Consider the following 14,678-nt stretch of genomic DNA (forward strand, 5'->3'; position numbering starts at 1 on the left):
CCCCCGGTGACGATTCGACCGGTGGCGCTGTTGGCGCTGTTGGTAGTGGTGGTGCTGGCCGAGGTGCGGTTCCTCTCGGTGGCGTCGCCGAGCGGGGTGTTCGTCCTCGGTCTGCTGGTCGCGATGCTGGCGTCGGGGCTGGTGAGCCTGGCCGCGTGGGCCGGTGCGGGTGGCGCGGTCGTCGGGCTGTGCATCGGGGCCGGGCGACCGGTGTGGTTCCGCCGGTCGGCGTCGGGGTTCTACGTGCAGGTGAACGCGGTGCCGCTGGCAATCAGCCCCCTGAGCTTCGGGGCGCGTCTTGGGCGGTCGCCGCGGGCGCCGTTCGTGGCGCTGCTGGCCTGCTGGGCTGCGCTCGGCGTCGTCAGCCTGGGGGTTCTCGCGACGACCCGGAGTGAGTTCGCGTTCGGCGTCGCGGCCGGGACGCTCGTCGTGGGCGTCGTCGCCTGGAGCAGCCGGCGGCCGAGCGCGGCGCTGCCGGCCGCGCGCTCGGAGCGGGAGGCGCGGGCCCGGGCCCGGCTGACGCCGGTGTTCCTCGCCTCGGCCCGCAGCGACTACGCGGCGGTGCTGGAGCTGACCGCGGACGCCCCGCCGGTGCCGCGGGACTGGACCGACGCGATGCTTACGATCCAGCGCGCCGCCGCGCTCTCCGAGCTCTCCCGCCCGACGGAGGCGGTCCGCCTCCTCCGGATCGCTGTCGACGGGGCGGGTGCGCTCCGGGCGGGAGCCGACGGGCCGCGGGCGCTCGGGGGGCTGGCGCCGTTGCTGCCCGGGGCGCTGGCCACCGCGCTGTTCTTCGCTCTGCTCCGGGGCGAGGTGCCGGCCGAGCACGTCGCCTCGGTCGTCGCCGAGATCCGGAACTCCGCGCGCCTCCGTCCGCCGAGCCCGCTGATGCGTCTGATCCTCGACGCCCAGGCGGCCTACGTCGACGGCCACTACCCGCGCGCGATCACGGCCGCGGTCCGAGCCGCCCGCCACAGCCCACCCGGCGAACGCGCCAACGCCTACGCGCTGGCCGCGCTCTCCTGCGCCCGCTCCGGCGATGCGGACGGCTCCCGTCACTACCTGGACCTCGCCGTCCGCGACAACCCGGACGCGCCGCTGCTCCTACCGGCCTCAGCCGGTGTCAACGGCTGATCGACCATGCCACCTGAGACCCTCTACCACCGTCTGGTCGGCTGGCACGCGCCCGCGCTGCGCCGGGCCGTGCTCGCGGTCCTCGTCGGCGTGGCCGCCGCCGGGATCCTGATCCCGTTCGCCCGGTGGCAGCTGGCCGCGGTGACCGGCTGGGACGCCGCCGCGCTCACCTACCTGGCCACGATCTGGCCGATCATCCTCCGGGCCGACAGCACCCGCGCCGAGATGCTGGCCCGCCGCGAGGACGAGCGACGCGGAGCGGCGGCCGTGCTCCTGGTCGGGGCCAGCGTCGGCAGCCTGTTCGGGGCCGCGTTCGCGCTCGGCGCCGCCGGGGGCCAGCACGGCGCGACACGGGCCCTGCTGACCGGCGCGGCCGTCCTCACGGTCGCGCTGTCGTGGCTGGTCATCAACACGGTCTACACGACCCGCTACGCCGACCTCGAGTATCGGAACCCGAAGGGCGGGATCGAGTTCGGCGACGACGACGAGAAGCCCGACTTCCGCGACTTCGCCTACGTCGCGTTCACGATCGGCATGTGTTACCAGGTCTCCGACACGACGCTGCGCAGCCGCACGATCCGTCGGACCGCGCTCACCCACGCGCTGCTCTCGTACCTGTTCGGCGCGGTCATCGTCGGCGGCTCGGTCAATCTGATCGCCGGCCTGCTGAACTGAGAACGGGCGACCCTCCCGGGCCGCCCGTGGTCACCCGCACGCCTCCGCTCGGCGGGTGGCCGGTCTCAGAACGCCCGCAGGTAGGCCCAGGTCTGCTCGCCGACGATGCCGTCGACCTTGATGTGCTGCCCCGAGTCGTAGATCGACTGCTGGAAGTCGTGCGCGGCCTTCTTCGAGTTCGGGCCGAGCACCCCGTCGATCGTTCCCGGGTTGTAGCCCAGCCGCTTGAGCAGGCACTGGGCCTCGATGCCGGACGACGACACCCCGGTCGACGACGGGGTCACCGAGTAGCCGGAGTAGTACCCGGCGAAGTGGTCGCCGCCCGACACCGAGTAGTGGCAGGTGTACGCGGCCGAGGCGGCCGACGCGGGCAGCACCGCTAACCCGCCTCCGAGCGCCAGGGCGGCGGCCGCCAGGACGATGCGTGGTTTGAGGTTCAAAAGAGCTCCTTTCCTGGATATTCCACTCAGGACTCTAGCGAGTACGCTCGGGCCGACGGGTGTTCTCGAGGTTCTGACCGGCCGACGCCGGGATCAGCGGGCGTCGAGGCGGGCGACTCGGCGGGGGCCGGCGGTCCGGCGGTAGCTGGCGTCGACGAGTTCGGCCAGTTCGTCCCAGTCGGTGTCGTCGTCGAGGTCGATGCCCAGCCAGCCGGACGGGCCCAGGTAGGCCGGGACGTAACAGCGCGCATCGCCCGCCAGCGCGGTGCGCTCCTCGTCGTCGAGCAGGACGAGGAGCGAGCGCTCGTGCCGGTGGTAGCGGCCGTCGATCTTGATCGAGCCGCCGAAGTACGCGAACACCTTGGTCGTGTAGAAGGCCGGGATGCCGTGGGAGATCTTCTCGGCCGCGTCCGGGAAGGCGAGCGCGATCTCGCGCACCCGGCGCAGCACCGGATCGGCGTCGTCGACGTTGCGCGGGTGCGTCACACCCCGACCCTACGGTCTACTTCTTACGAGAGTCTGGCGTCCCGGTGCCGACCGGCCGGGGCCGGGCACTTCCTCCCTAGCGTGTCGGTATGCGAATCCTCGTCACCGGCGGTGCGGGCTTCATCGGGTCGTGCGTGGCCGACACCCTGATCGGGGCCGGGCACGACGTCCGGATCCTCGACGTCCTGCTCCCCGCGGCCCATCCGGCCTACCCGTCCGGCCGGCCCGGCTACTCGGCCGACCTGGACCTGCGGGTCGCCGACGTCCGGGACCGGTCGGCCGTGGCCACCGCGCTCTCCGGCGTCGAGGCGGTCGTCCACCAGGCCGCGATGGTCGGCCTCGGCACCGGGGCGACCGACCTGCCCGACTACGTCGGGATCAACGACCTCGGCACCGCCGTGCTGCTCGAGGCGATGGCCGACGCCGGGGTGGGCCGGCTGGTGGTGGCCGGCTCGATGGTCGTCTACGGCGAGGGTCGGTACCTCTGCCGACGGCACGGGGCGGTCCGGCCGGGCCCGCGCGAGGAGGCCGACCTGGCCGCCGGGGTCTTCGAGCCGCGCTGCCCGCACTGCGCCGCGCTGCTCACGCCCGGAGCGGTCGAGGAGGACGCACCCCTGGACCCGCGGAACGTGTACGCCGCGACCAAGGTCGCCCAGGAGCATCTCGCCTCGGCCTGGGCCCGGATGACCGGCGGCGCCGCGATCGCGCTCCGCTACCACAACGTCTACGGGCCGCGGATGCCCCGCGACACCCCGTACGCCGGGGTCGCGTCGCTGTTCCGGTCGGCGCTGGAGCGCGGGATCGCCCCCCGGGTGTTCGAGGACGGCGGCCAGCGACGCGACTTCGTGCACGTCGCCGACGTCGCCGAGGCCAACCGGGCCGCGCTGGCGGCGACCGACCGGCCGGGGTTCCGGGCCTACAACGTCGCCTCGGGCCAGGTGCACACGGTCGGGGAGATGGCCCGGGCACTGGCCGACGCGCTCGGCGGGCCGGAACCGGTCGTGACCGGCGAGTACCGGCTCGGGGACGTCCGGCACGTCACCGCGTCGCCCGACCGGGCCGCGGCCGAGCTGGGGTTCCGGGCCCGATGGGACTTCGAGGCCGGGATGAAGGAGTTCGCGGCCGCGCCGCTGCGCGGCTGAGTCTCAGGGCACCGGCAGACGGACCGTGAACCGGCACCCGGCGTCGATGTTCGCGACCGCGATCTGGCCCTGGTGAGCTTCGACCAGCCCGCGCGCGATCGCCAGCCCGAGCCCGCCCCTCGCCTCGCCACCCCGGGCGGGCCCGGGGGTGCGGGCGGCCTCGCCGCGGAACGCCTCGTCGAAGACCCGGGGCAGGTCGGCCTCGGGGATCCCGCCGCACGCGTCGGACACCGCGACCCACCCGCCGTCGGGGTCGACGTCCCCGGTCACCGTCACCACGCCGTCGCTCGGGGTGTGCCGGATCGCGTTCAGCAGCAGGTTGCTGAACACCCGGCCGAGTTCGGGCTCGCTGGCCCGGACGGTCGCGTACCGCGCCTGCTCGGCAACCAGCCGGACACCCTTGGCCCGGGCCAGCGGCGCCGCCGTCGCGACCGCGTCCGAGACGACGTCGGCCAGCGAGACGTCGGCGAGCGTGAGGCGCAGCGCCCCGGCGTTGATCCGGGAGAGCTCGAACAGGTCGTCGACCAGCTCCGACATCCGGTAGGTCTCCCGGCGGATCCGCCGGTGGTAGTCGGCGACCGTCGCCGGATCGGCGACGACGCCGTCCTCCAACGCCTCGGCCATCGCCCGGAGCCCGGCCAGCGGCGTGCGCAGGTCGTGGCTGACCCAGGCGACGATCTCGCGCCGCCGCGACTCGGCCTCGCGCTCCCGCGCGCGGGCCTCGTCGGCCCAGATGCTCTGCCGGGTCAGCCGTCGTCCGGCCCACCAGGCCACGGCCAGGCTGACGACGCCGGAGACGCCGATGACGACGAACAGGATCACCATGTCGTGCGAGCTGATGAACATCGCCCGGGCCGACACCACGACCCCGGCGACGATCGCGACGACGGTCGTGACCAGCAGCGCGCTCAGGTGCGCGGTGACCGAGCGCCCGCGCATCGACCGCAGCACGACGACGCCGGCCAGGCCGACGGCCAGCGAGCAGCCCAGCGCGACCAGCCCGATCAGCACGAGGTCGGGCATCAGCGGTCCCCTCCCGATCGGTAGGCCGGGTCGAAGCGGTAGCCGACGCCCCAGACGGTCGCGATGCGCACCGGCTTGGTCGGGTCGGGCTCGATCTTCTCGCGCAGGCGCCGGACGTGGACGGTCACCGTGCTCTGGTCGCCGAACGACCAGCCCCAGACCTGGGCCAGCAGCTCGCCCCGGTCGAACGCCCGGCCGGGGTTGCGCAGGAAGTGCACGAGCAGGTCGAACTCGCGCACGGTCGTCGACAGCGCGGTGCCGGCCCGGGTCAGCGTGCGCGCGACCGTGTCGACCCGGAGGTCCCCGTCCACGTAGATGTCGCCGTCCGGCTCGGGCGGCCGGGTGCGGCGCAGGATCGACTGGACCCGCAGCACCAGCTCGCGGGGAGAGAACGGCTTCGTCACGTAGTCGTCGGCGCCCAGTTCGAGGCCGACCACGCGATCGGTCTCCTCGCCGAGCGCGGTCAGCATCACGACCGGCACGTCGGACCGGGAGCGCAGCTTGCGGCAGACGTCCAGGCCGGACATGCCCGGGAGCATGAGGTCGAGGACGACCAGCGACGGCCGGTGCCGGTCGGCCGCCTCCAGGGCGGCCGGTCCGTCCGCGGCCAGCACGACCGCGAGACCGGCCCGCTCCAGGTAGCGACGGACGACGTCGCTGACGGTCGGGTCGTCGTCGACGACGAGGACGGTCACCACTTCAGCTCCAGGGTGAGCTGCACGAGCAGCGTGAGCGCGAGCTGGGCGGCGAGCCAGCGACGGCGTCGGTCGGGGGGAAGAGCCGCGGTCGCGGTGAGGAGCCACAGCTCGAACGGGAGGTAGATCCGCTCGACCTCACCCTTGGACAGATTGGACGCACACGCGAGCAGCACCGCGACGAGCGCCGCCGCGGGCAGCACGACGGCCCGCCCGAGCGGGCCGTGAAGCCTTTCGCGGGCGCCCGCGCCGGCCGAGGCGAGGCCGGCCGCGCCGGCCGAAGCGCGGACGCCTGCGCCGGCCGAGGCGAGGCCGGCCACGGCGGCCGGGCCGACCGCGATGGCCAGCGCGGCCAGGTTCGCGACCAGGAAGTACGCCGTCGGCCGGTCGATCCAGGCCGGCCCCTCGCGCACCCGTTCGCTCGCGATCGCCAGCCCGTCGAGCCACCAGAACCCCTCGGCCGCGAACGCCCCGATCACCGCCAGCACCGCCGGCGCGGCCACCAGCAGCGGACGGACCCGCCGCTGCCCGAGCACCACGGCCACGGCCGGCACGCTCATCAACGTCAGACCGTAGGAGAGGAAGAGCGTCGCGCCGAGCAGGAGCCCGGCGCCGACCGCGAGCAGATCGCCGGCCCGGTCGTGGCGGGAGGCCGCGTGGGCCAGCGCGCACACCCCCCAGGCGCTGACGCCGAGGAACAGCGCGTCGGCCGAGGTCGCGATCCACAGCACGGACGGCGCCAGCGCCACGAACGGAGCCGCCGCCCGCGCGGTGGTCTCGTCGGCGAGCAACCGCAGGGTGAGCAGCACCGCGGGCACCGCCGACGCCCCGGCCAGGATGCACAGCGCCGCCGACCAGCCCGGGGCCCCGAGCCCGACCCGATCGAGCCCGGTGAACACGAGCAGCGCGCCCGGCGGATGACCGGACACGTGCGTGACCCACTGGAACCCCGCCGACCCGCCGAGCACGTGCTCGGTGAACGTCGAGAGGAAGGGCCGCAGCTCACCGACGCGGTGCACGTCGCGGAGGTACTCCCAGCGGGTGGTGAGCGGCGCGCTGAGCGCGCCGATCCCGTCGGTGGCGGCGACCACGACGGCCCAGAGCGCGGTCGCGGCGGCCGAGCCGACGAGCAGCCGTCCCCACGCCGCTCGCCGCGTGAATTCGGCCGCGTAGCGGACGAAGACCACCGCCAGACCGATCGCGACCAGAGCGAACGCCGGGAACCGGGGGTGCCACGAGCCGGTCAGGATCAGCCCGCCGTCGAGGTGCAGCCGCGTGCCGCCGTAACTAAGCCAGGCGCCCCAGGCCGCGCAGGCGGCGACCGCGGCTGCCGTGGCCAGGAGCGCGCGGGTCGCTCTCGGGCGGGCCCGCGGCTCGGCGGACACCGTGGTGGGTGGCATGAGCCGAGCGTAGGTGCCGCCCCGGCCGCGTCCCCGTCCCGTTCGGGTTCCGTAAGACTTTCGTTCGACCTTTTTGTCGGCTTCGATCCTACGGTCGGCGCATGGCTGAACCACCTGTGGTGATCGACGTCGTCCTGCCGTGCCTGGACGAGGCCGCTTCCCTTCCGATGCTGCTGACCCGCCTGCCTTCCGGCTACCGGCCGATCGTCGCCGACAACGGCTCGACCGACGGATCGGCCGAGGTCGCGCGCCTCCACGGCGCGACGGTCGTGCACGTCCCCGAGCGGGGCTTCGGCGCGGCCGCGCACGCCGGGTTGCTCGTCGCGACGGCTGAGGTCGTGTGCTTTCTGGACGCCGACGGGTCGCTGGATCCGCAGCAGTTGCCGCGGGTGGCCGGGCCGGTCGTGAACGGGCTGGCCGACCTGGTGCTGGGCCGCCGCCGGCCGACCGTCCGGGCGGCGTGGCCGTGGCATGCCCGGGTCGGGAACCGGGTGCTGGCCCGGCGGTTGCGTCGTCGGACCGGGGTGCCGCTGCGTGATCTGGGCCCGATGCGGGCGGCCCGGCGGGCGTCGTTGCTGGGGTTGGAGCTGCGGGATCGGCGGTTCGGGTATCCGCTGGAGATGGTGACGTCGGCGGCGGCGGCCGGGTGGCGGATCGCCGAGGTCGAGGTGGACTACGCGCCGCGGACGGCCGGGAGCCGGTCGAAGGTGACCGGGACCGTGGCCGGGACGGCTCGGGCGGTGCTCGACATGAGCCGGGTGCTGGCGCGGTGAACGCGCAGATTCTGGTCATCGCGAAGGCGCCGGTGCCGGGGCGGGTGAAGACGCGGTTGTGTCCACCGTGCACGGCGGAGGAGGCGGCGGTGCTGGCCGAGGCGGCGCTGGCGGACACGGTGGCGGCGGTGTCGGGCGTGCGGTGTCGTCGGCGGGTGTTGGTTCTGGCCGGTGAAATGGCTGCTCCGGTGGGGTTCGAAGTGGTGGCGCAGCGGGGGGTGTCGTTGGGTTCACGGCTGGCTGCCGGGTTTGCCGACACGGCTCGGGTGGGGGTGGCGTCGTTCCTGATCGGGATGGACACGCCGCAGGTTTCTCCGGGGCTGCTGACCTCGGCGTTGGGTGCACTGGCGGGCGCGGACGCGGTTCTCGGGCCGGCTGAGGACGGTGGGTGGTGGGGGCTGGGCCTGCGGAATCCACGGCACGCGTCGGTGCTGAGGGATGTCCCGACGTCGACCGCGACGACCGGGGAGCGGACCCTGGACGCGCTGCGGGAGCGGGGGTTGCGGGTGGGGCTGCTGCCGGTGCTGCGTGACGTCGACACGATCGCGGATGCCGAGGCGGTGGCCGAGCTGGTGCCGGGGTCCCGGTTCGCGAGGGCGCTGGCCGGGGTGCGGCCGGGGGTGGCGGGTTGAGCGCGCCGGTTCGGTCGTTGGTCGGGGCGCTGGGGCTGTACGACGAGGCACTGTGGACGGTTGCCTCCGGCGGGTCGGTTGCCCTGGAGCGGTGGGAGGAGGCCGGCACGTGGACGCCGCTGCCGCTGGCGGACTGGTGTTCCGACCGGGTGGACGGGGATCGGGCGCTGGTGGCCCGGTGCGTGGGTAGCACGCTGGACGTCGGCTGCGGCCCGGGCCGCCTGACCGCCGCCTTGAGCGACGCCGCTGTCGGCGGGGCGGTTCTGGGGGTCGATGTCTCGGCTGCGGCCGTGGCGTTGACCCGGCGCCGAGGTGCGGCGGCGGTCCGGGCCTCGGTGTTCGGCCCGCTCCCGGCCGAGGGCCACTGGGACACCGTGCTGCTCGCGGACGGCAACGTCGGCATCGGCGGCGACGCCGTAGCCCTGCTCCGCCGATGCCGGGCGCTGCTGGCGCCGGCCGGCCGGATCGTCGTCGAACTGGACCCGCGCCCCTCGACGGAGGCGTCCCGGACCCGGCTTCGCCTGGGCGACCGGCGGAGCGAGTTCTTCGGCTGGGCCCGAGTGGGGCCGGACGCCATCGACGCGATCGCCGGCGCGGCGGGCCTGGTGTGCGGGGAGCGGGGATCGGAGGCCGGACGATGCTTCAGCGTCCTGACGAGCCGATGAATCCGGTGCCGCGGGCCGCGCTGCGGCGGGGACCGTTCCGGGACGGAGCGTTCCCGTCGGAGCTCCGGTCGGAGCGGCTGTCGGCCTGGCTGGGCCTCTGGCTGGGCGTGGCGTTCGGGATCTGTTTCCTGACCGGAATCGTGAGCCACGGCGCCCAGGAGTGGGCGTTCTGGCCGTCGAGGCCCGTGCAGCTGTACCGGGTCACCCAGGGCGTCCACGTCGCGACCGGGTACGTCTGCGTGCCGCTGCTGCTGGCGAAGTTCTGGGCCGTGTACCCGAAGCTGTTCACCTGGCCACCGGCCCGGGACGTCGGTCACGCGGTGTCGCGAGGTGCCCTGTTCCTGCTGGTGGCGAGCGCGCTGGTGCAGGTCGTCTCCGGCGTGCTGAACACGGCCCGCTGGTACGCGTTCGGGTTCTTCTTCACGACCGTGCACTACTGGTCGGCCTGGACCTGCGTCGGCGCCCTGCTGATCCACGTCGGCTCCCAGATCGCCGTACTCCGCCGAGAACTGGGCCGGACCGCCCGCCCGCCGCAGACACCCCCGACCGCTCCCGGCCCGGGGCAGCCACGCCCCCCGTCGGCCGGAGCGGCCACCGGGACGAACCGGCTCTCCCGGCGGACGCTGCTCGGGGCCGTCGGCACGGCCGCCGGCGTCGTCACGCTCGCCACCGCCGGCCAGACCGTCCCCCCGCTCGCCCGCATCTCCCTCCTCGCCCCCCGCCAACCCCACCGCGGCCCGCAGTCCCTCCCGGTCAACCGCACCGCCGCCGGCGCCGGCATCCCGCCGATCGACGCCTCCTACCGCCTCACCTGCGCCGGCCCCACCACCACATCGCTCACCCTCGACGCACTGCATCACCTCGACCAACACACGGTCACGCTCCCGATCACCTGCGTCGAAGGCTGGAGCGCCACCGCCGACTGGACCGGCGTCCGCATCCGCGACCTCCTCGACCTGGCCGGCTTCGACCCCGACGCACCCGTCCGGGTGGTCTCCCTCCAGCGACGGGGCAACTACCGCAGCTCCGTGCTCCACCCGAACCACCACCGCGACCCGCTCACCCTCCTGGCCCTGCACCTCGACGGAGAACCGCTGGCGCCCGACCACGGCTACCCCGCGCGGCTCATCGCCCCGAACCGGCCCGGCGTCCAGCAGACGAAATGGGTGACCAGGGTGGAGCGCCTCGCATGAAATGGGTCCTCTACGGCCTCGGCACGGCCCTGTGCGTCTACGGGCTCGTCGGCCTCGCCTCCACCGACCCGGTCGCCTGGCTCCGGTTCGCGGTCACGGTCGTGGTCGCCAACGACGGGCTGCTCACTCCGGCCGTGATCCTCGGCGGGGTGGCGGTCCGGCGGTGGGTGCCCGCCCGGTACCGGCCCGCTGTCCAGGCCGGCCTGCTGATCGGCGGCTCGGTGACCCTCGTCGCCCTGCCCGGCGTCCTGGGGCACGGACGGCCGGCCGACGGCGTCGGGCTCGTCGTCGTCCTCGGTCTGGTGTGGGTCGCGGTCGGGTGCGTCCGACTCCGACCTCAACCGTCACTCCGACGAAACGAGCCTGAACCTCCCGCTCCCTAGGGTCGGGCCGAGGAACTCGGCCCGAGGGGGGCAAGGATGACTGGTAACACCGTCCGTCTGAACGCGATCAAGGACGTCGAGGCGTACGTCCCGCCGGCGGTGAGCTTCGCGCCCGACGAGGCCCCCGGGGAGATCTTCGGAACGAACGTGTTCAGCAAGGTCGTCATGCAGAAGCGGCTGCCGAAGTCGGTCTACAAGTCGGTGGTCGCGACGATCGAGGACTCCGCGCCGCTGGACCCGGCGGTCGCCGACGCGGTGGCCTCGGCGATGAAGGACTGGGCGCTGGAGAAGGGCGCGACGCACTACGCGCACGTGTTCTACCCGCTCACCCACGGCACGGCCGAGAAGCACGACAGCTTCCTCGAGCCGACCGGCGACGGCGCCACGCTGGCCGAGTTCTCGGGCAAGACGCTGACCCAGGGCGAGCCGGACGCGTCCAGCTTCCCCAACGGCGGCCTGCGCAGCACGTTCGAAGCCCGCGGCTACACGGCCTGGGACGTCACCAGCCCGGCCTACGTGCTCGAGAACCCGAACGGCAACACGCTGTGCATCCCGACGATCTTCGTCTCGATGACCGGCGACTCGCTCGACCACAAGACCCCGCTGCTCCGCTCCCAGCAGGCGATGGGTCTGCAGGCCGAGCGCGTGCTGAAGCTGTTCGGCCACGAGAACCCCGACCGCGTGGTCTCCTACGCCGGGCCCGAGCAGGAGTACTTCCTGGTCGACCGGCACTTCTTCCTGGCCCGCCCCGACCTGCTCAACGCCGGCCGGACGCTGTTCGGCTCCAAGCCGCCCAAGGGTCAGGAGTTCGACGACCACTACTTCGGGGCGATCCCCGACCGGGTGCTCGGGTTCATGATGGACACCGAGCGGGAGCTGTTCAAGCTCGGCATCCCGGCCAAGACCCGGCACAACGAGGTCGCCCCCGGCCAGTTCGAGATCGCGCCGATGTTCGAGCGGTCGAACGTCGCCTCCGACCACCAGCAGTTACTCATGACGACGTTCAAGCGCATCGCGCAGAAGCACGGCATGGAGTGCCTGTTCCACGAGAAGCCGTTCGCCGGCGTCAACGGGTCGGGCAAGCACGTGAACTTCTCGATCGGCAACGCCAGCCAGGGCAACCTGTTCCTGCCCGGCGACACCCCGCACGAGAACGCGCAGTTCCTGGTGTTCTGCGCGGCGGTGATCCGGGCCGTGCACAAGTACGGCGGGCTGCTCCGCTCGTCGGTCGCGTCGGCCTCCAACGACCACCGGCTGGGCGCCAACGAGGCTCCCCCGGCGATCATCTCGATCTTCCTCGGCGACCAGCTCGCCGACGTCTTCGACCAGGTCAGCAAGGGCGGCGCGACCTCGTCGAAGGAGAAGGGGACGCTGATGATCGGCGTCGACACGCTGCCCAACCTGACCAGCGACCCGGGCGACCGCAACCGCACCAGCCCGTTCGCGTTCACCGGCAACCGGTTCGAGTTCCGGGCCCCGGGGTCGATGCAGTCGATCGCCGGGCCGATGGTCACGCTGAACACGATCATGGCCGAGTCGCTGGACTTCCTGGCCAGCAAGATCGAGGCCGGGCTGGCGGAGGGCACCGAGTTCAACGTCGTCGTCCAGAAGGTGCTCGAAGAGGTCATCAGCAACCACGGCGTGGTCGTGTTCAACGGCGACGGCTACTCCGACGAGTGGCAGGTGGAAGCCGAGCAGCGGGGCCTGAAGAACCTCCGGACGACGCTCGACGCGCTGCCGGAGATCGTCACCAGCGAGGCGATGGACCTGTTCAGCAAGTACGAGGTCTTCAGCGAGCGGGAGATGGAGAGCCGCTACGAGATCAGCCTGGAGCAGTACGCGCTGAGCGTCGCCGTCGAGGCCAAGCTGACCTACGAGATCGGTTCGACGATCGTGCTGCCCGCCGCCGTGCGCTACCAGACCGAGCTCGCGCTCAACGTGAGCACGCTGCGCGCGGCCGGCGTCGAGGCCGCCACCGAGCCGCTGACCGAGGTCACCGAGCCACTGACCGCGCTGCGCGAGGCGCTGGCCGGGCTCCGGACCGCGCTGGCGCACGAGGTGCACGGCGCGTTCTGGGAGGCCACGCACGCGCGGGACGGTCTGCTGCCGGCGATGGCGGCGGTCCGGGCCGCGGCCGACACGCTGGAGGGGATCGTCGCCGACGACCTGTGGCCGCTCCCGACGTACCAGGAGATGCTCTACATCCTGTAGCTCAGTACGCGAGGAACAGGATCTCGTCGCGCGAGTACTCGTGGTCGGGGTGCTCGGCGGCCAGGTGCGCCTGGGCCTTCGCGACGAGGTCGTCCTCGTCCTCGCCCACGAGGTGCTCTCCGCACGGACAGGTCAGCTGTCGCTTCATCGGTCTCCCGTCGGATCGGAGGATCATCGACGACGCTACGCCACGGTGCGGGAGGTCCGGTGGGAACCGTCAGCAGGACGTTCGGCTACGACGGCGGACGGTCGGTGACCGTCGTCGTTCCGTCCGGCCCGCCCGAGGCGGTCGTCTTCGCCGGCGACGGCGAGCCGTTCTTCCTCGGCAACGCCGTCCGCTGGGCCGAGGCCCTGGGCGCCGCCGGCGCTGACGTCGTCCTCGCGAAGCGCCCCGGCGGGCACGGCGGCCCGTTCTGGCGCGCGGAGTTCCCCGCGATGGTCGCCTGGGCCTTCCCGCGCCCCTAGTCCCTACCTACTGATCCGCGACGGCCGGGCCGGCCGCGAGGACGGTACGGCCGGGCCGGCGGCCTCCAGGGCCTCGCGCTGGCCGCGCGCGGCCAGCCGGTCGGCCCGCTCGTTCTCCACGTGACCCGCGTGACCCTTCACCCAGTGCCACTCGACCTCGTCGTGGCGCGCCACGGCGAGGTCGAGCTCCCGCCAGAGGTCCTCGTTCTTGACCGGCTGACCCGCCTTCGTCCGCCACCCGTTGCGCTTCCAGCCCGCCATCCACGACAGGATCCCGTTGCGGACGTAGGTGCTGTCGGTGTGCAGGTCGACGATCGACGGCCGGGTCAGTGCGGTCAGCGCGCGAATCGGGGCGGTGAGCTCCATCCGGTTGTTCGTCGTCGCGACGACCTCGCCACCGCACAGTTCCTTCTCGACGTCGCCGTAGCGCAGCAGGGCGCCCCACCCACCCGGACCCGGATTCCCACTGCACGCCCCATCGGTCCAGATCTGCACTCGCGCCGTCACCGGCAACAAACTACCCGAGGGCGAGTTTGCGGAGGTCGGCCGCGGTGCCGTTGAAGACGTTCGAGTCGCCGGGGAACGGGCCGGTGGACGAGTGCTGCCAGAACGTGTGCCTCGTCCACCCGGCCGGCAGCGGCCCGACGACCGAGCTCTGATAGCGGGCGATCCACAGCGGGCTGGTCGCCGCGAACTCCCGGTCGTTGCCGGTGCAGGCCTTCCACCAGCTGGTCGTCGTGTAGATGACGGCGTGGCGCCCGGTGCGCTGGTGGTAGCGCGCGAGGAAGGCCCGGATCCAGCCGCGCATCGCGGCCGGCGTCATGCTGTAGCACTGGTTCTTGCGGTACTCCGGACGCCCGGACCTGGCCGAGTACGGGTTGAACTCGATGTCCAGCGCGCCGGGCAGCGTCCGGCCGTCGCGGCTCCAGCCGCCGCCGTGGGCGACGAAGAAGTCGGCCTGACGCGCTCCGCCGCTGCGCAGCGGCAACGCGAAGTGATAAGCCCCGCGGACCAGACCGATCGCGGTCGCTCCCTTGTACTGCTGGGAGAAGTACGGGCTGCGGAAGTCGGTCCCGAGCGTCGCCTTGATGTAGGCGAACGCCGGACCCTGCTTCTTGACGTCGGTCCACTTGACGTTGCCCTGCCAGTTCGAGACGTCGAGCCCGCGCACCGGCGTCCGGGCGACGGAGGCCGTCGGCACCGGTGACACGGTGGGTCGCGACACCAGCCGTTCGACGACCAGTACCGAACCGCCGACGAGAGCGGCGGCCAGGCCCAGGACGAGTAAAACCCGCGGAAGCGTCATCACGTACATATCCCCTGCAGAGCCAACAAGACGGCGCACGCTAACAGGCCCGGAC

General features: G+C 73.1%; 18 protein-coding genes. 10 read left to right on the plus strand and 8 right to left on the minus strand.

The window, feature by feature from the left end; genetic code table 11:
* Positions 1-6: 6 nt before the first annotated feature.
* The gene (locus tag FL583_RS21830) at positions 7-1,134 is read left to right on the plus strand and encodes a hypothetical protein (RefSeq protein ID WP_142706562.1); all 1,128 of its coding nucleotides are present in this window, start codon (positions 7-9) and stop codon (positions 1,132-1,134) included.
* A gap of 6 nt (positions 1,135-1,140) precedes the next feature.
* Positions 1,141-1,809 carry a DUF1345 domain-containing protein gene (locus FL583_RS21835; protein WP_142706563.1) on the plus strand — a complete coding sequence of 223 codons (669 nt, stop codon included), beginning with the start codon at positions 1,141-1,143 and terminating at the stop codon, positions 1,807-1,809.
* A 65-nt stretch (positions 1,810-1,874) separates the two neighbouring features.
* Here the strand turns inward: FL583_RS21835 and FL583_RS21840 are convergent, their stop codons facing one another.
* Complete coding sequence (locus FL583_RS21840; RefSeq protein WP_170323786.1) at positions 1,875-2,249, minus strand: peptidoglycan-binding domain-containing protein; 375 nt, start codon at positions 2,247-2,249, stop codon at positions 1,875-1,877.
* Between the two features lie 93 nt (positions 2,250-2,342).
* Positions 2,343-2,735, minus strand: a complete 393-nt coding sequence (locus FL583_RS21845) for an MmcQ/YjbR family DNA-binding protein (protein WP_142706565.1) — start codon at positions 2,733-2,735, stop codon at positions 2,343-2,345.
* An 89-nt stretch (positions 2,736-2,824) separates the two neighbouring features.
* On the opposite strand from FL583_RS21845, the gene FL583_RS21850 reads away from it, so the two are divergent.
* On the plus strand, positions 2,825-3,877 hold the full coding sequence (locus FL583_RS21850) for an NAD-dependent epimerase/dehydratase family protein (RefSeq protein WP_142706566.1): 1,053 nt from the start codon (positions 2,825-2,827) through the stop codon (positions 3,875-3,877).
* Between the two features lie 3 nt (positions 3,878-3,880).
* On the opposite strand, the gene FL583_RS21855 is transcribed toward FL583_RS21850, so the two are convergent.
* The 3 genes from FL583_RS21855 to FL583_RS21865 are packed head-to-tail and all read right to left on the minus strand — an operon-like array spanning position 3,881 to position 6,995.
* Entirely contained in the window at positions 3,881-4,900 is a 1,020-nt protein-coding gene (locus FL583_RS21855) for a sensor histidine kinase (protein ID WP_142706567.1), read from the minus strand.
* Entirely contained in the window at positions 4,900-5,595 is a 696-nt protein-coding gene (locus tag FL583_RS21860; protein WP_240746757.1) for a response regulator transcription factor, read from the minus strand. Before FL583_RS21860 ends, FL583_RS21855 begins: the two co-directional genes overlap by 1 nt.
* On the minus strand, positions 5,592-6,995 hold the full coding sequence (locus FL583_RS21865) for a hypothetical protein (RefSeq protein ID WP_142706568.1): 1,404 nt from the start codon (positions 6,993-6,995) through the stop codon (positions 5,592-5,594). The genes FL583_RS21860 and FL583_RS21865 overlap by 4 nt, the downstream gene beginning before the upstream one ends.
* Before the next feature lie 101 nt (positions 6,996-7,096).
* Here FL583_RS21865 and FL583_RS21870 point away from each other — a divergent pair, with 101 nt between their 5' ends.
* Genes FL583_RS21870 through FL583_RS21895 form a run of 6 tightly spaced genes read left to right on the plus strand, consistent with a single transcriptional unit; the run spans position 7,097 to position 12,852 of the window.
* A complete protein-coding gene (locus tag FL583_RS21870) occupies positions 7,097-7,768 on the plus strand; it encodes a glycosyltransferase family 2 protein (protein WP_170323787.1) in 672 nt (223 codons plus the stop codon).
* On the plus strand, positions 7,765-8,400 hold the full coding sequence (locus FL583_RS21875) for a TIGR04282 family arsenosugar biosynthesis glycosyltransferase (RefSeq protein ID WP_142706569.1): 636 nt from the start codon (positions 7,765-7,767) through the stop codon (positions 8,398-8,400). Before FL583_RS21870 ends, FL583_RS21875 begins: the two co-directional genes overlap by 4 nt.
* A complete protein-coding gene (locus FL583_RS21880) occupies positions 8,397-9,065 on the plus strand; it encodes a class I SAM-dependent methyltransferase (RefSeq protein WP_205752335.1) in 669 nt (222 codons plus the stop codon). The genes FL583_RS21875 and FL583_RS21880 overlap by 4 nt, the downstream gene beginning before the upstream one ends.
* On the plus strand, positions 9,038-10,258 hold the full coding sequence (locus FL583_RS21885) for a molybdopterin-dependent oxidoreductase (RefSeq protein WP_205752336.1): 1,221 nt from the start codon (positions 9,038-9,040) through the stop codon (positions 10,256-10,258). Before FL583_RS21880 ends, FL583_RS21885 begins: the two co-directional genes overlap by 28 nt.
* Positions 10,255-10,641: a hypothetical protein gene (locus FL583_RS21890; protein ID WP_142706570.1), complete on the plus strand. Its 387-nt coding sequence runs from the start codon at positions 10,255-10,257 to the stop codon at positions 10,639-10,641. Before FL583_RS21885 ends, FL583_RS21890 begins: the two co-directional genes overlap by 4 nt.
* 36 nt (positions 10,642-10,677) lie before the next feature.
* Positions 10,678-12,852, plus strand: coding sequence for a glutamine synthetase III family protein (locus FL583_RS21895; protein WP_142706571.1), 2,175 nt, complete (start codon positions 10,678-10,680; stop codon positions 12,850-12,852).
* A gap of 1 nt (position 12,853) precedes the next feature.
* On the opposite strand, the gene FL583_RS21900 is transcribed toward FL583_RS21895, so the two are convergent.
* The gene (locus FL583_RS21900) at positions 12,854-13,000 is read right to left on the minus strand and encodes a DUF1059 domain-containing protein (protein WP_142706572.1); all 147 of its coding nucleotides are present in this window, start codon (positions 12,998-13,000) and stop codon (positions 12,854-12,856) included.
* 59 nt (positions 13,001-13,059) lie between these two features.
* Between FL583_RS21900 and FL583_RS21905 the strand changes: the two genes are divergently transcribed.
* Positions 13,060-13,317 (plus strand): alpha/beta hydrolase, encoded by a 258-nt coding sequence (locus FL583_RS21905; RefSeq protein ID WP_142706573.1) that lies wholly within the window; start codon positions 13,060-13,062, stop codon positions 13,315-13,317.
* A gap of 3 nt (positions 13,318-13,320) precedes the next feature.
* Here FL583_RS21905 and rnhA read toward each other — a convergent pair whose 3' ends face one another.
* Positions 13,321-13,824: a ribonuclease HI gene (gene rnhA, locus FL583_RS21910; RefSeq protein ID WP_205752337.1), complete on the minus strand. Its 504-nt coding sequence runs from the start codon at positions 13,822-13,824 to the stop codon at positions 13,321-13,323.
* Between the two features lie 10 nt (positions 13,825-13,834).
* On the minus strand, positions 13,835-14,623 hold the full coding sequence (locus FL583_RS21915) for a lysozyme (RefSeq protein WP_142706606.1): 789 nt from the start codon (positions 14,621-14,623) through the stop codon (positions 13,835-13,837).
* Positions 14,624-14,678 lie beyond the last annotated feature (55 nt).

It is taken from the genome of Cryptosporangium phraense (assembly GCF_006912135.1).
GTDB lineage: Bacteria > Actinomycetota > Actinomycetes > Mycobacteriales > Cryptosporangiaceae > Cryptosporangium > Cryptosporangium phraense.

Bases quoted from the DNA above. Each gene is read 5' to 3' on its own strand.
- FL583_RS21835 (WP_142706563.1), top strand. From the start codon at position 1,141: ATGCCACCTGAGACCCTCTACCACCGTCTGGTCGGCTGGCACGCGCCC.
- FL583_RS21850 (WP_142706566.1), top strand. From the start codon at position 2,825: ATGCGAATCCTCGTCACCGGCGGTGCGGGCTTCATCGGGTCGTGCGTG.
- FL583_RS21855 (WP_142706567.1), bottom strand. From the start codon at position 4,900: ATGCCCGACCTCGTGCTGATCGGGCTGGTCGCGCTGGGCTGCTCGCTG.
- FL583_RS21865 (WP_142706568.1), bottom strand. From the start codon at position 6,995: ATGCCACCCACCACGGTGTCCGCCGAGCCGCGGGCCCGCCCGAGAGCG.
- FL583_RS21870 (WP_170323787.1), top strand. From the start codon at position 7,097: ATGGCTGAACCACCTGTGGTGATCGACGTCGTCCTGCCGTGCCTGGAC.
- FL583_RS21885 (WP_205752336.1), top strand. From the start codon at position 9,038: ATGCTTCAGCGTCCTGACGAGCCGATGAATCCGGTGCCGCGGGCCGCG.
- FL583_RS21890 (WP_142706570.1), top strand. From the start codon at position 10,255: ATGAAATGGGTCCTCTACGGCCTCGGCACGGCCCTGTGCGTCTACGGG.
- FL583_RS21895 (WP_142706571.1), top strand. From the start codon at position 10,678: ATGACTGGTAACACCGTCCGTCTGAACGCGATCAAGGACGTCGAGGCG.
- FL583_RS21900 (WP_142706572.1), bottom strand. From the start codon at position 13,000: ATGAAGCGACAGCTGACCTGTCCGTGCGGAGAGCACCTCGTGGGCGAG.
- FL583_RS21915 (WP_142706606.1), bottom strand. From the start codon at position 14,623: ATGACGCTTCCGCGGGTTTTACTCGTCCTGGGCCTGGCCGCCGCTCTC.